The sequence below is a fragment of the Vibrio sp. 10N.247.310.17 genome (genome assembly GCF_041466605.1).
In the GTDB taxonomy this organism is placed as follows: domain Bacteria; phylum Pseudomonadota; class Gammaproteobacteria; order Enterobacterales; family Vibrionaceae; genus Vibrio; species Vibrio tasmaniensis_A.
Genome location: NZ_JBFSTC010000077.1, coordinates 1 through 16313, shown reverse-complemented (window position 1 = coordinate 16313; position 16313 = coordinate 1). Strand labels below are relative to the sequence as shown.

The window sequence follows — 16313 nt, the reverse complement described above, 5'->3', positions numbered from 1 at the left end:
CCTTATTGATTGGCTGTGTGTTTAGTTGCGCTTGAGTTGAGTTGTGGTTGGTTTACTTGGTATTCAAAGCCACTGACTAACGCCGCCAGTTTGCTGTTAACGATGTTGAGATCGGTGATCAAACGTTGTTGCTCTAACTTAAGCGCCAACTCATCGGTCGTTGCTAAAATGACATCGTTAAACTGAGCGGTATTGTTTTGATAGCCCCTCTCAACCGCACTGATTCGTGCTGCGGTTTGAGGAAGCAAAGACGTTTGATAGCGCTCTAATCGCTGGATCAGATTTGATCTGTCCACCAGCAATGCGTTCACTTGTGCGTTCATTTGGGAAAGTAAGGTGTCTTTTTGAGATTTAGCCGCACCAACTTGATACTGAGCAGCCGATAAGTTTTTATCTTGTCGGTTCCCTGTAAACAGCGGGATGTCGACTGTCAGATAAGCACTCACCAGATCAGAAGCAGGTTCACCCGCCATGTTGTTGGCTTGACGGTGTGCATACATCACTTCGACCCCAAACTGTGGCGTATAAGCTTGCTCTGCTAACTCAACCTGAGTTTGATTGGAGGAAATACTGACATCGGAGATCTTAACCAAAGGATGGTCAGTCAGTAGCTGGTAGTGCTTGGATGAATCGATATTGGTCGCTAATTTGCTTTCCAACAACGACCAATCGATTTGGTTAGTTGCATTCAGTGTGCCCTGAGAATCAAGAACCTGAGAGCCTAGCCAATCAGAACCCAACCATTCAGAAAGCTGAGAGATTAGACGACGCTGAACCTGCTGGTTTGCCTGAAGTTTCTCATCAAGCTTGCTCACTTGGAGCTGAGCATTAAGCAGATCTTGCGCTTCACTTTTACCAATCGAGTAATTGGTTTGTACATAGTTTTCAAGCTCAACCAACAAACGACGATTTTGACGTATCACCGACTCAGCCTTTTGCTGATAACCTAACTCAAGCCAAAGCTGCGTCATGCTATTCGCAACCGTCAATTCTCTTGCTTGCACCTGCAAAGCTAAAGCATCTGCCTGTTGGCCTGCCTTTTTCTGTTGAAGGTTAAGCGTATCGCCACGCTCAAACTGCTGCATCAGCCCTACCGATATATTGGTCATCGGGTCTTCGTCAAATTGAAAGCTATCGACAGGCAAACCGCCAAATCCAACTTTCAATTTTGGGTCCATTAAGGTCGAGCTGGCAATGCCCGTTTCTCGCATCGCTTGAGACTGAGCAAAGTACTGTTTGCGATTTCCATCTTCGCTTAAAGCAATCTCAATCAGTGTATTGAGTTGCTGCGTCGAGCTTGCTTGATCATGTGCTGAAATGTATTGAGCATTTGAAGCTGACGCCGTGGTAGCCGCGAGCGTAGCAATTGAAAACAAGGCTATGGGCAAGGCAGCAGCAACCACTAAGCTCGTGTTCATGACAAACACAGAGGTTGTTGGTTTCATATTCACAGTGAATGTCCATATCTAGCGCTAATTAGCGCATAAAAAAGAATGGCTTATCAGGTTTATCTAACTGATAGAGCTGTATTTTTAGATATAGATTTATGCGGAAGGTGGGCGTAGCAAAGATTGAGCGCGTGCGACTTTCTGGCCAATCGTGACCGATTGAAAACGAGCTAATGAAAAGGAAAGTTGATCAACGGCTTGAACAGCCTGGATTGGATAGGGACTTGCAGAACACATTGAGGCACAGCAATCGGCACTCGAACAATGGTTACCCATCATCGGACTGCCGTCTTCGCTCATTGAAGACATATCGAATTGAGCCATCAAAGCATGGGCACTCATGTTAGAGTCTTCAGCGTGTACTTCTTCACTCATCACATGACACCCTGCCATTGAATCATTAACCGAAGTATCGCTGTGGTAACAAGCCGACTTGCTCGACCCCATTTCCATCATCATTACTTCAGTCATCAAGGCTGAGGAGCTTGAGGCATAGCTAGACATCAACATCGCAATGATGCTGAAAACAATAATCCAAGTTTTTTGGAATGTGTTTGTCATAGTTTACCTTTGAATTTACAACGCAACTATAAACGTTCCCCTTAGGGTAAGGTCAATGCCATTGTGCCGATATTTACCTGACCGTTGAAAAAGTATTCATCCTCTCTTTCATCAAAATGAGATAATTCTTCGACTTTGCAGTTTTTTCTTTAAAAATTATCCAATTAGCTAGCGAAACCTCTATCTGTGTATTTTACTTAAGACAGTGCAACCACGATTCACGGATGATAAAAATGGCTAACAAAAAAAACGTCGAAGCAAACAAGAAAAATACAGAAATCAAAAATAAGAAAAGTAACAAGCTAGAACAAAAGAAACCAACACAAAAAAAGAAGCGCAGACTGCATTCACATCTAAAAGTGAATATCCCACTTTTTCAGTCACTCATGATGATTTTGCCATCATTGGCTAAACACGCTGCTGCAGAAAGTATAGACAATTCCAGCGACGCAGCAGATCAAGTAACCGCAAATAACGTGACCGAAAAAGATGTCACCGGTGACCATAACAAGGCGGACTCATCAGCGGTTGCTCTCCAAGAAGCTCAGACGAGCGACAGCGACGTAAACTCCACCTTAAGTGCAAGTCATGCCGCCCATGGTTCGAGCTCTCACTTGGTTCCTTCTCATCATTTATCGACGCTTTCTCACCCGCAAGTCCATTACATTCCTTCGGTATCGATGCCGACTATCTCCTCAGGAAGTAACGGTCAGCCGATTCATTCGAATGCGCCTACGACGCCCGCTTTACCCGTCACCTTTATGCCAGAAGTCATAAAAGGTACGTACGGAGAGCTTCATGTTGATGCAAATGGTCAATACACATTCGTATTGAATCCAAATTCTCCTCAATACATCCTGTTAAATCAGCACCAACCAGGTACTGACCATTTTGCGTTACATCTATCTAATGGCTCGAGCATCATTGTCCAGATACCAGTAACAGGTAAGCAAGACACGCCAAGTATTTCTGGAGACTTAACAGGTGTCGTAACAGAAGATCACAATATTGATTCACAAGGCTTGTTACATGCCAACGGAAAAATCGATGTCATAGACCCTGACCAAAATGAAAGTTCGGTTACACCGGAAGTTATCTCAGGTAAATATGGTTCATTAACTATCGATGCTGATGGACATTGGCAATATCAAGTTGATAACTCGCTCTCTAATGTTCAAGCTTTAACCGCAGCCACTTCATTGCACGAAAGCTTCACTATTCACACCAAAGACGGCACACCTCAAACGATCGATATGACGATCGGCGGGAACGACGACAACGCCGTAATTACGGGTGTGGATGCTGGCGTAGTAACAGAAGATTTAACGACACAAGTCCAAGGACAGCTTTCGGTAACGGACTCTGATCTTGGAGAAGACCACTTTCAAGCCTCACAAGTGACTAGTAATTTCGGTACGCTAAGCATCACCAAAGACGGTGCGTGGACATACAGTTTAGACAACAATAACCCAGTAGTTCAAAGACTTGGCCAAGGTTCAACTGCGACAGACATCGTCACTGTTCACTCAGCTGATGGTACAGCGCATCAAGTTATGGTTACGATCAATGGCACCAACGACCATGCAGTAATCACGAGTAGTACAGCAAATTCACCAAGTTCGTTTTTCGCGATCGGGACAAGTAATGGCTCAAGCCAAGTTACTGAAGATAAAGACCTAACGGTTTCAGGCCAACTCAACATCACCGATATCGACTCAAAAGAGGCGCATTTTTCTAATTCCGACCTCAAGGGGACACTGGGTACTTTACACCTTAAAGACAATGGCGATTGGACCTACGATCTAGATAATAAAAATCCACAAGTTCAGGCTCTTGGTCAAGGCTCTGCGACAACAGACATCATAACCATCCACTCCGCCGACGGCACTCCTCATCAAATTGCAATTACCGTTAACGGCACCAATGATAAAGCCGTGATAAGCGGAACCAGTGCCGGCGTGGTAACCGAAGAGTCCCAACTTCAGACCTCGGGCACACTTGCGGTAACGGATGTAGATACTGGCGAAGCGCACTTCGCTACTTCATCCACAGGAAGTACCGATATTGCAGGCTCGTTTGGTATGCTACATCTAACCGATTCGGGGGCTTGGACGTACGTTCTTGATAATAAAAACCCTAACGTTCAAGCATTAGGTAAAGGAGCAACCGCTACCGACACCATCACCGTTCATTCTGCTGATGGCACGCCGCATCAAGTTACGATTACAGTAAATGGTACAAATGACACAGCTACTGTCAGCAGTGCGACCGTCGCCATCGATGAAACCGACAAAGCGGTAACCACCTCAGGCACCCTCACCAGTACCGATGTTGATAACCCAGACAATACCTTCACACCAGATTCTATCTCAGGCACCAACGGTGATCTCACCATTGATACCACTGGCCACTGGGTATTCACCGCCAACAGTGCGTTTAATCAATTAAACGTCGGCGATAAAGTAGAAGAAACCTTCACGGTGTCGTCTGTTGATGGCACAGCGTCAACGATCAAAGTGACAATTAATGGCACCAATGACAAAGCCGTGATAAGCGGAACAAGTGCCGGCGCGGTCACCGAAGAATCTCAACTTCAAAACTCTGGCTCACTGACTGTGACTGATGTTGATGCCGGTCAAGCACACTTCTCCAATACCGATATTGCTGGGACTTTAGGCACCTTACACCTCACTAATTCGGGGACATGGACTTACGACTTAGATAACACCAACCCAACCGTTCAAGCGTTAGGTAAAGGAACAACCGCTACCGATACCATTACTGTTCATTCTGCTGACGGCACACCACATCAAATTACTATCACGGTTAATGGCACTAACGACAAGGCCATCATTGGCGGGACAAACTCTGGTGCAGTGACTGAAGAATCTCAACTTCAGACGTCAGGTACACTGACTGTCACTGACGTAGATACTGGCGAAGCACACTTCTCCAACACTGATATTGCAGGCACATTAGGCACTTTACATTTAACTGATAACGGCACTTGGACTTACGATTTAGATAATACGAATCCACAAGTTCAAGCCTTAGGTAAAGGCGCGACAGCGACTGATACTATTACTGTCAACTCAGCAGATGGTACGCCGCATCAAATTACCATTACGGTGAATGGGACTAATGATACGGCTGTAATTGGTGGGACTTCTGCAGGCGCAGTGACCGAAGAAACGCAGTTACAAACCTCAGGCTCGCTGACTATTACAGATACCGATACCGGTGAAGCACACTTCTCAAATACTGATATTAAAGGCTCGCTTGGGACATTGCATTTAACCGATGCTGGGCAGTGGACTTACGATTTAGATAACACAAACCCAACGGTACAAGCCCTAGGTAAAGGCGCTGCAACAACCGATACCATCACTGTTCATTCTGCTGATGGCACGCCACATCAAGTGACTATCACAGTAAATGGCACCAATGATACGGCTGTAATTGGCGGTACAAGTGCGGGCGCAGTGACAGAAGAAACACAACTGCAAACGTCAGGCACATTGACCGTTACGGATACCGATACTGGTGAAGCACACTTTGCGAATACTGATATCCAAGGCTCCTTAGGTACATTACATCTAACAGGTAATGGCGCTTGGACCTACGACTTAGATAACACTAACCCAGCAGTTCAAGCGTTAGGTAATGGCGCAACCGCTACTGATACCATTACCGTTCATTCAGCCGATGGCACACCTCATCAAGTCACCATTACAGTGAACGGCACGAATGATAATGCTGTGGTAGGTGGAGTAGATACTGCAAGTGTCACTGAGAAAGCGGCTGGAGATAATATGTCACCAGATCATGCTCAATCCGGTATGGCGACACTTCGAGTTAGTACACTAAACGCTAATGGACATTTATCTGTGATTGATCCTGACTCTGGTCAGTCTGGCTTTGCTGATAATAATGTGGGGTATAACTATCACGGTACATATGGTGACTTAATTTTAAATCCAAATGGCGATTGGAATTACTATGCCGATGCTGGAAGTCTCAGTCACATTGGTGGAAGGCCCACAACCAGAGGCTCCGCTATCGATAAATTAGGTGAGGGTGAAACACTCACAGACACTATCACCGTTCACACAAAAGATGGAACACCACATAATATAGTCATCACTATCAATGGTAGTAACGACAGGCCTTATTGCTCTTCAGAAGTACAACTCAACGCAGGTACTGAAGATACGAGACAAACCATTACAGCTGCACAACTGTTACAAAATTCAATAGATGTCGATAAAAATGACTCTGGACTGCTTACAGTAGCAAACCTTCATCCAGATCACGGTTCGATTTTGGATAACCAAAATGGTACATACACTTTCACACCAGAAAAAGACTATAACGGTAAAGTTCATTTCACCTATGATGTCAAAGATGCACATGGCGGTGTCACTCATACTGGAGCTACCAGCAGTTTAAGTGCAGTTGCTGATAAAGCGGTTATAAGCGGTAGTGATACCGGAACGATTATTGAAGATCATAATGTGGGTCACAGTTCATTACAGCCTGTCGTTGCATCGGGTTTGCTGAGTGTGACAGATCCTGATGCAGGGCAAGACCATTTTCAGGTCAATCTGTTATTAGGAGAACAGGCGATTCACGATCCCTTTGGTGGTTTTTTACGCATTACACCAAGTGGCGCTTGGGGATATGAAGTAGCCAATAGTCGCTTGCAATCATTAGCTGAAGGTGAAGTAGAAAAAGTTGTATATCGTGTTTATTCTGCAGACCACACTGCTCACGATATAACAATAACGGTGACAGGCACCAATGATCAACCGACCATAACTGCGACGACACTTGCACATGGCACTGAAGATACACACTACCAAATACAAGCCAGTCAGTTTGGATTCAGTGATATCGACACAGGCGATACGTTACATTCCATAGCAATCACAGATCTACCATCAGCAACACAAGGTAAGTTTGTGCTTGATGGACACGATGTTACAACGGGACAACACATCCCTACAGCTGACATCACTAAACTTCAGTTCGTTCCTGCGCAAGATTTTAATGGCGATGTTCAGTTTAAATATACTGTTAACGATGGGCATACCGACTCTGCAGAGGCTACCAACACACTTCATATTGATGCGGTGGGAGATAAAGCCGTTATATCAGGTGTGGATACTGGCGATGTTTATGAAAACAGAAACCCTGATATGTCGCCAGACTTTGCCCAGTCAGGTATGGCGCATTTAACTAATAGTATGATTCATGTTGAGGGGCAACTAACAATCATCGATCCAGATACCGGCGAGAATAGTTTTGATTCTAAAGGTATTGGTTATACCTATCATGGAAAATATGGCCATTTGATTCTTAATACAGATGGTAAATGGTTTTATGGTGTTGCGACCGGCACTGCTGATGTAAATGGTGGATTAACAACAAATGTAGGATCGACGATTGATCAACTTGGTGCAAATGAGACACTCACTGATACGATAACGATACAAAGTAAAGACGGTACTACTCATGATATTGTTATCACCATTCATGGCGACAACGACCGTCCATACTGCTCTTCAGAAGTGCAGCTCAACAGCGGTAAAGAAGACCTCGCGCAAACCATCACGGCCACCGAACTCTTAGCAAACACTATAGACGTGGATAGCAACGACCTAGGCAAACTCACCGTTGCGAATCTTCACGCTGATCATGGTTCTATTCTAGATAATCAAGACGGAACATACACTTTTACCCCAACCAAAGACTATAACGGTCAGATTAATTTTAGCTATGATGTGACAGATGCGCATGGCGGAACGACTCATACAGGGGCGTCTACCACACTCACCGCTACCCCAGACGGCGCCATCATTTCAGAAGTAACAACTGACCACGTCACTGAAGATGGTTCACACAGCAGCCACAATGCAGGGGTTACAACTGAGCTCGCGAATGGAAGACTACAAGTTGTGGATCCAGATAGCGGGGAGAATAAATTCCAATACAGCCAGTTTGGTGAATCAGCAGTTCACGATCCGTTTGGTGGCATGTTACGTATTGATAGCATGGGCAATTGGGGGTACAGCGTTAATAATGCCAATTTGCAACACCTTGCTCAAGGGCAAACTGAAACCGTTATCTACCGTGTTCATAGTTATGATGGAACGGCATACGAGTTGCACATAGACGTTGTAGGCACCAATGATGCGCCAACCGTTACCCAAGTTGCGCTAAGTAACGGCACTGAAGACACGCATTATCAAATGCAAGCGAGTCAGTTTGGATTTACGGATGTTGATAGTGGCGATACGCTACATTCAGTTGCAATCACAGATCTACCACCAGCAACACAAGGTAAATTTGTGCTTGATGGACACGATGTTACAGCGGGGCAACACATCACTACAGCTGACATAATTAAACTTCAGTTCGTTCCTACGCAAGATTTCAATGGCGATGTTCAGTTTAAATATACTGTTAACGATGGGCATGTTGACTCACAAGAGGCTACTAACACTCTTCATATTGATGCGGTGGGAGATAAAGCCGTTATATCAGGTGTGGATACTGGCGATGTTTATGAAAACAGAAACCCTGATATGTCGCCAGACTTTGCCCAGTCAGGTATGGCGCATTTAACTAATAGTATGATTCATGTTGAGGGGCAACTAACAATCATCGATCCAGATACCGGCGAGAATAGTTTTGATTCTAAAGGTATTGGTTATACCTATCATGGAAAATATGGCCATTTGATTCTTAATACAGATGGTAAATGGTTTTATGGTGTTGCGACCGGCACTGCTGATGTAAATGGTGGATTAACAACAAAGGTAGGATCGACGATTGATCAACTTGGTGCAAATGAGACACTCACTGATACGATAACGATACAAAGTAAAGACGGTACTACTCATGATATTGTTATCACCATTCATGGCGACAACGACCGTCCATACTGCTCTTCAGAAGTGCAGCTCAACAGCGGTAAAGAAGACCTCGCGCAAACCATCACGGCCACCGAACTCTTAGCAAACACTATAGACGTGGATGGCAACGACCTAGGCAAACTCACCGTTGCGAATCTTCACGCTGATCATGGTTCTATTCTAGATAATCAAGACGGAACATACACTTTTACCCCAACCAAAGACTATAACGGTCAGATTCATTTTAGCTATGATGTGACAGATGCGCATGGCGGAACGACTCATACAGGGGCAATCACAACCCTTGCAGCAGTTAATGATGCCGCCACATTTACCGGTGACTCCGGCAGCATAGGAGAAGATACAAACATTCACCACAACGCGCATATCACGGGGTCAGCAACTATTCCAGATGCCCTTTCTTGTCATGGGCACCTGATTGTTTCTGACGCTGATGGTCATGGCGAAGCTGCATTAGATCTTAAGGGGCAACCGAAAATATCTCTGGATGGAACCTACGGTCATTTCGACATCACTAGTACTGGGATATGGGTTTATAAAGCAGACAACAAGAGTACGCAGATTCAAGACTTAGACAATGGACAAACACTCACAGATAGCATTGAAGTCACATCAAAAGACGGTACCAAGCATTCAATTACCGTCACTATTAACGGGACTACTGACGCTCCTACTCTACACAGCCTCAGTGATTCTGGTGTTCAACATAGTGGTCCAGTTGAAGGGAATCTAATTACTGGCTCTGGGACGGATCAAGGATTGAGTGGTGCAGCAACAGACACCGATTCCAACGCACATCTGGTGTTGCAAGATATTCAAATAAAGGACCCCGTGTCAGGTTATGTCGCGGTAAGGCCTGGGCAACCACATACTATGGCCGGTATCGGTACACTCGCGATCGAAGCGAATGGTCATTATACCTTCACCCCGGAAGCTGGCTTTACAGGTAAAGTGCCAAGTATGGTTTATCGTGTCGGTGATGATGGCGGTAACCCAATAGGAGATTCTTCTCAAAACTCTCTCTCTATTGAAGTCACCCCTCCTCTACAACATGCGCCAACGGTGACAGGGCAGACCGTTTCTACAAATGAAGACATCACCAGAACCTTTACCACCAGTGAATTTGGTTACAGTGATCAAGATGGCGACACGTTACAGTTCGTGACTATTAGCAGCTTACCGAGTCATGGATTATTACTTTTAAACGGTAACGCCGTAACCGCCAACCAGCAAATCAGCAAGGCTGACTTAGACGCAGGCCATTTAACTTTCACGCCGAGCAATAATGAAAACGGCGCCAACTATGCGCAATTTACATTTACTGCGAATGATGGCCATAAAAATTCGGCCAGCGCAACGATGGTAGTGGATGTCAATGCGGTCAATGATGCACCTATCGTTGGATCGAGTTTTATTAGTTCTTTAGAAGATAAGCCTCATGCGTTCACCACCGCAGACTTTAAATATTCTGATATTGATGGAGATGCGTTAAACCACATCACGATTACCAATGTCGCCCATGGCGTGTTATCGCTGAATGGCACCACAGTGAATGTTGGTGATGAGGTTAGCGCCTCCGACGTTTCATCACTCATCTTCACCCCAACTCACAACTACTTTAGTTCTGGTGTCAGCGGATTAGGGGCGGTGCAATTTACCGCAAACGATGGTCATCTTGATTCAAAAGAAGGGTCAATACTCATTAATATAGCGAGTGTCGCTGACCCTGCAACATTCAGTGGAGACTCCACAGGAGTGGCAAAAGAAGACATAACACTTCAAGCATCAGGTACGTTGACGGCGAGTGACCCTGATGGAACCGCAGGGTTTACCGCGGTACAGGGTGGAGCTGGAATAGCCGGAAGCAAAGGCTATGGGCACGCTCATATCGATGTAAATGGTCACTGGACTTACGACCTTGACAACAACCATCCTATAGTTCAACAGCTTGGCGAAGGTCAGACAGACACTGAAACCATCACGGTTCAATCTGCAGATGGCACGCACCATGATATCGTGGTTACCATTACCGGAACCAATGACGCACCGATTCTCGGCGTTAACCAAACATCATCAACGACAGGTACATTAACAGAGACTGATGTAGATGTTACTGACTCTCATACCTTCTCTATTGTCAGTTCAACAGGGCAATTCGGTTCACTGTCCGTCGATCCAAATACTGGTGACTACGTCTACACACCAAATACGTCTATCACAGGAATGAGTTATAACTCTGCCACCAACTCCTATCATGGTGTCGATGTATTCGAAGTAAAAGTCAGTGACGGCCATACGGAAGATTCGAAATTCATCACCTTTGATGCCTCGGGACATGTCACCATGTCACCAACGGGTAGCTTAGTCACCTCGACGACTGTTCTGCACCAACCTGTGGTAACTACGACGCAACCAACCTTGCCTTCAGGCACTAACGTCGCGCCAACGAACACCGTTACTCTGGATCTCGCGTCAACAAGTGATTCAGGTTCGTCTAACACTGACAATCTGACTAATGATGCCACTCCAACAATTACCGGACACACCGATATTCCATATTCTCAAGTGACGATATACGATGGTTCAAAACCTATTGGACATGCGGTATCTAATGCTTCAGGTCAATATAGCGTAGTGGTCGATAGCTTAACCGATGGCAATCATAATCTATCCGCTAAGACATTAACTCCTTCATCTGGGCTATCAACAATATCTTCGCTTCTTTCCGTCCATATAGATACACAAGTACACGTCGGTATTCAAACAGACCCAATTACCGCCGACAATGTGATTAATGCTCAAGAATCCAACAGCTCCATTGACATCACCGGATCCGTTTCTGGCGATTATAATGCAGGCGACATTGTGACTTTAGATGTAAATGGGACACAGCATACTGGCGTGGTCGATGCAAAAGGACACTATTCAATTGCCGTACCTGGAAGTGAACTCATTGCCGATGCTGACCAAAAAATAGAGGCATCAGTAGCGGTAACAGATAGCGCAGGTAATAGCGCTCATGCCACTGCAGATGTTACTTACCAAGTCGATACACAGGTTAGCGTTCCTACGATTACCTTTGAAAACGCAGGGGCAGACAACTTATACAGCAAAGCTGAAATCGCCCGAGGACAAGCAAACACGATCACTGCAACCGTTACGCCTCCTGGTGATGCCAAAATCGGTGAGCATCTTGTCGTTAACGGTCAGGATCATGTATTAGATGCTCATACTCTACAGCACGGAATACAAATTGAAGTTCATCCGGGTTCTAATGTACAAGCAACAATGACTGACGAACACGGTAATACCGCAGGTAGCCAAGGTTTTGCTGCAAGCGCTATTCCTGAACCAATTATTGTCAGACCGCCATCGGGAAGCCACCAAGTGTCTGGCACACTTGGGGTGCCACCACTATTACCATCGTTAACTCCGGTACCAACAGCACAAAGCGGTTGGCGAATCCATTTACCTAATGGACAATATGTCACCAGCCACCATGGGCAATATGGAACATTAACCATTGACCCTCAAACCGGCCACTTACATTACCAAGAGCAAGCTCAGGTTCATACGGGCCCACATGGCAGCGCTTCAGGTATCGGTCAACACGAAGATAAATTTGAAGTAGCATTACAAGGGTCAAATCAAGATGAAGTGGTCGCCCATGTGAACATCCAGATACTCAGTCATGGGCCAGGAAGTAGTGGAAAGCTGACAGTTGGAACTGAAGTGGTTGATATGACGATCACACCTTTAGTCCATACATCGCACCCTGCTCCACCGCCACCGCCTCCTGTTCAACATGACGAGCCAGACATGGCTTCGCAAGCCGACTTTACGGTCACACTAAGCGATGATAGCAATCTAGATTTAACCCAGCAGACCCATCAAGAACCCGATCAGAAAAGCAGTCACCATGGTGCAGCCGCTTATCTGGATGCATTGGGCATTAAACCCGATGCGACATCGACAACGGTTCACGATCAACCTGCGGATATGGATATCGTACTTGCACAAGTCGACCAACCAGATGCAGCAACACATGACCAAGCGCACTTGGATATGTCAGACGCGCTGGAACACCATGATGCAAACATCAACCATAACCAAGATGATGAGCACCACCACCACAACGATATCGATGGGTTACCGGACATTGATCCAAATAGTTAACGCATAAAATGCCAATCACTAAAACCAAAAAAGGAACACTATTTAGTGTTCCTTTTTATTTCTATTCTCTTTTAAATTTCAGTTATAACCTATAATCTCAAAGCTAACTTAATGTAACGAAAAATCATGGAGTTATGCTTACTTCCAGTACCCGAATGGCGAAATAGTGGCGGCAAATTTTAATCACAAGAAACAGGGGTTATGTCGCAAACAAGGGGGTAGGTTATGATCACCCCTCAACATTCTTCAGCTTTAACATTATGACTATTAAGTTTACTGGCCGTCACTTTCCTTCTGAGATCAGACTACAGTCCGTTCGTTACTATGTTTCCTACAAGCTGAGCTACCGTGAAATTAAAGAGGTGTTAGCTGAGCACGGCATCAGTGTTGACCACTCAACATTGAACCGTTGGATCATTAAATACGCTCCCCTGCTTGAGCACCAGGCACGTAAATAAAGAAGCCAGTCGCGTCTGCGTGGCGAATGGACGAGACATACATTAACGTCAAATGTCAGTGGAAATATTACTATCGAGTCGTTGAGAAGCACGGTCATTTCATTGATTTTTTACTCTGAAAACGCCGTGATGAGAAAACGGCTCGCGCCTTCTTTGCCAAGGCAATCTGCTATAAGGGTTTACTAGGAAAAGTGGTTAGCGATAAGAGTGGTGCCAACGCGTTAGCGTTACATAATGTCAATGTTTAACTCTGGCTGATGGGAAATCAGATGAGGGAGCTAGTTCCACCCTGGCAGGCGTGGAACTGTGGTCGATAATTAAAAGTGAACAGCTCGATAATCCTGAAGGCTTATCTGCTTGGGAGCAATTTTACGCCCTAGCAGCCTAATTGCATCTGAAGATCTGTACACTTGTACTTCGTCATAACTTTGCGACACAACCGTATTAATGGTACAGATCACATTACATCAAAGCCACTGATTAGACCAGGCAACAAACTTTTCATGATATTCTGCCCCGCTTTATTATTATCGTCTATTTGATATCAATTGATTAGCACTATTATTCATCTTGCCTAATCGTTATCATGACTTTTAGTTTCAAAAATAAGAGTAGTATATGAAGCCTAGAGCACCTTTATTCTTGCTTGCAATCACCATTATTTATATTGTTTATTCATTTCTTCGAGGTTATACCGACTTACATATATCGAGCGTATTTACTCCACTAATTTTGTTCCCGTTTGCAATATTACACGGTAGTGTCTATTGCGGTATAAAGAAAATGTCATGTTTCTTTCTATTAGTCTTCGTTGTCAGTGTTTTCTACGAAAGCGTTAGTATTTCAAGTGGATTTCCTTTCGGTCACTATTATTATTCTGACCGACTAGGAATTAAAATATTTGACGTCCCATTAGCAATCATGCCGACCTACTTCAGTTTGGGTTATGTCTCTTGGTTTATATCAACCATCCTTCTTAATCAGTTTGATAAACCGATACAAACGAAAAGTAAAGCAATCATCATCTCTCTTACTGCCTCATTTGTAATGGTTTCATGGGATGTCGTTATGGATCCTGTGAATTCGCTCATCAAATCGCTGTGGGTCTGGACCGATCGTGGTGTGTATTTTGGCGTTCCGTTAAGTAATTTCTTTGGGTGGTTTTTATGCGTATTTACCTTTTATTTGCCTTTCTCATTATGGTGCTACAACGATAAAGTACATTTGAAGCAAATCCCGCCCCATGGTTACTTATACCTGCCCTCAATCATTTACGTTACCATAATGTCAAAATACATCCTTTGCTTCTTGTTCAAAGACAACCTTGATGTCGCCACTTTGCATGGCGAAATTTTTAGCTCAAAAGACATTTATGGAAGTGTGATGCTTATTGGTATCTTTACTATGCTGCCAATCGGTATCCAATCTATCTATAAGATCTACCGACACCGCAGTCACTCGCTCTGAGCGACAAGAGTTCTTTAGTTCACACAATACGGTACTCACATTGTTTACACGCGCTAGCGTTGTATCACAACCAAAGTTTCGTATTACGATAACAAGCATGCTAAGCCGCTCTCAGCACCTCCTATTCATAGCATTCAGATCAAGTTAAGGTAATACAAATGCAGAAAATTGAACAGCTTCCAATGCCTCCTAAATCGGGGATTTTGGGGCATGTGAGTTATTTGAAGAAACCCAATGTTCATCAACAGATGCTGTCTTGGGTGAATGAATATGGTGCTTATTTTCGTTTGAAACTGGGAATGAAGGATGTAATGGTTCTCTCTGAACCCTCTCAGATTAAGGCGATTTTAAAATCGAGGCCAGATGACTTTCGCCGTTTGAAAAGCATTGAAAGTGTGTTTGAAGAAGCAGGGCTTAACGGTATTTTTTCTGCAGAAGGTGATCGTTGGAAACATCAGAGAAAGTTGACTGAGCCTATGTTCCAGCCTAGCCACCTTAAACATTTTTACCCTAAGTTAAGTGTGATTACCGAACGTTTAAGAAAGCACTTTGAAAAGTTATCAGAATCAGGAACTGTCGTTGATTTAGTTAGCGAATTCAAAAAATACACAGTAGATGTCACATCATTGTTGGCTTTTGGTGAAGACTTTAATTCGATTGAGCAATCAGACACTCCTCTTGGAGAAAGTTTACGACATGTCTTTCCTGTGATTAGCCAGCGCTCTAAGTCTCCTATTCCTTTATGGCGATTTTTCAAAACCAAGAAAGATACTCAGTTCGATGCAAGTTTAGAAGAGATCGGTCATTTTGTGTCGACTTGTATTGATAAGCAGCGCACGCGTTTGGCTGAGTGTCCTGAACTTAGAGAGTCGCCAGAAAATATGCTTCAAATAATGCTGCTGGAACAAGAATTGGATACATCACTGACTGATCGAGATATTCTAGCGAACGCCATTACTCTGTTATTAGCAGGGGAAGATACCACAGCAAACACTCTTGCTTGGATGGCGTTTCTTGTGAGTGGAAACCAAGGTAGCGAGCAAGCTTTACAAAGTGAACTGGCTGATCTGGGAGAAGCTTCTGTATTAGAGTGGCCGATCCCTCGGGTTCCCTACATGACAGCAATTATGTATGAAGCGATGCGCCTTAAACCTGTGGCTCCTCAGCTTTACCTAGAGTCGACAAAAGATACTTATCTTGGTGATTTTGACATAAAAAAAGGTTCATCGCGGATTAGCGGGAACTTAAAACAAAAACGGTAGTAA

Annotated in this window: 5 protein-coding genes and 1 pseudogene; 4 read left to right on the top strand and 2 right to left on the bottom strand. The window is 44.4% G+C overall.

Annotated elements, in window-relative coordinates; genetic code table 11:
- Positions 1–2 precede the first annotated feature (2 nt).
- Positions 3–1445: a TolC family protein gene (locus AB6D80_RS18450; protein WP_371708376.1), complete on the bottom strand. Its 1443-nt coding sequence runs from the start codon at positions 1443–1445 to the stop codon at positions 3–5.
- A gap of 99 nt (positions 1446–1544) precedes the next feature.
- Positions 1545–2009 (bottom strand): hypothetical protein, encoded by a 465-nt coding sequence (locus AB6D80_RS18445; protein ID WP_371708372.1) that lies wholly within the window; start codon positions 2007–2009, stop codon positions 1545–1547.
- A gap of 233 nt (positions 2010–2242) precedes the next feature.
- Between AB6D80_RS18445 and AB6D80_RS18440 the strand changes: the two genes are divergently transcribed.
- The 4 genes and pseudogenes from AB6D80_RS18440 (at position 2243) to AB6D80_RS18425 (ending at position 16310) form a co-directional block, all read left to right on the top strand.
- Complete coding sequence (locus AB6D80_RS18440) at positions 2243–13123, top strand: VCBS domain-containing protein (protein WP_372189232.1); 10881 nt, start codon at positions 2243–2245, stop codon at positions 13121–13123.
- A 260-nt stretch (positions 13124–13383) separates the two neighbouring features.
- Positions 13384–13969: pseudogene (locus AB6D80_RS18435) on the top strand (IS6 family transposase).
- Positions 13970–14199: 230 nt separating this feature from the next.
- Positions 14200–15048: a carotenoid biosynthesis protein gene (locus tag AB6D80_RS18430; protein WP_017104230.1), complete on the top strand. Its 849-nt coding sequence runs from the start codon at positions 14200–14202 to the stop codon at positions 15046–15048.
- Positions 15049–15206: 158 nt separating this feature from the next.
- Positions 15207–16310, top strand: a complete 1104-nt coding sequence (locus AB6D80_RS18425; RefSeq protein WP_372189230.1) for a cytochrome P450 — start codon at positions 15207–15209, stop codon at positions 16308–16310.
- Positions 16311–16313: the final 3 nt, after the last annotated feature.

Bases quoted from the DNA above. Each gene is read 5' to 3' on its own strand.
- AB6D80_RS18450 (WP_371708376.1), bottom strand. From the start codon at position 1,445: ATGAAACCAACAACCTCTGTGTTTGTCATGAACACGAGCTTAGTGGTT.
- AB6D80_RS18425 (WP_372189230.1), top strand. From the start codon at position 15,207: ATGCAGAAAATTGAACAGCTTCCAATGCCTCCTAAATCGGGGATTTTG.
- AB6D80_RS18430 (WP_017104230.1), top strand. From the start codon at position 14,200: ATGAAGCCTAGAGCACCTTTATTCTTGCTTGCAATCACCATTATTTAT.
- AB6D80_RS18440 (WP_372189232.1), top strand. From the start codon at position 2,243: ATGGCTAACAAAAAAAACGTCGAAGCAAACAAGAAAAATACAGAAATC.
- AB6D80_RS18445 (WP_371708372.1), bottom strand. From the start codon at position 2,009: ATGACAAACACATTCCAAAAAACTTGGATTATTGTTTTCAGCATCATT.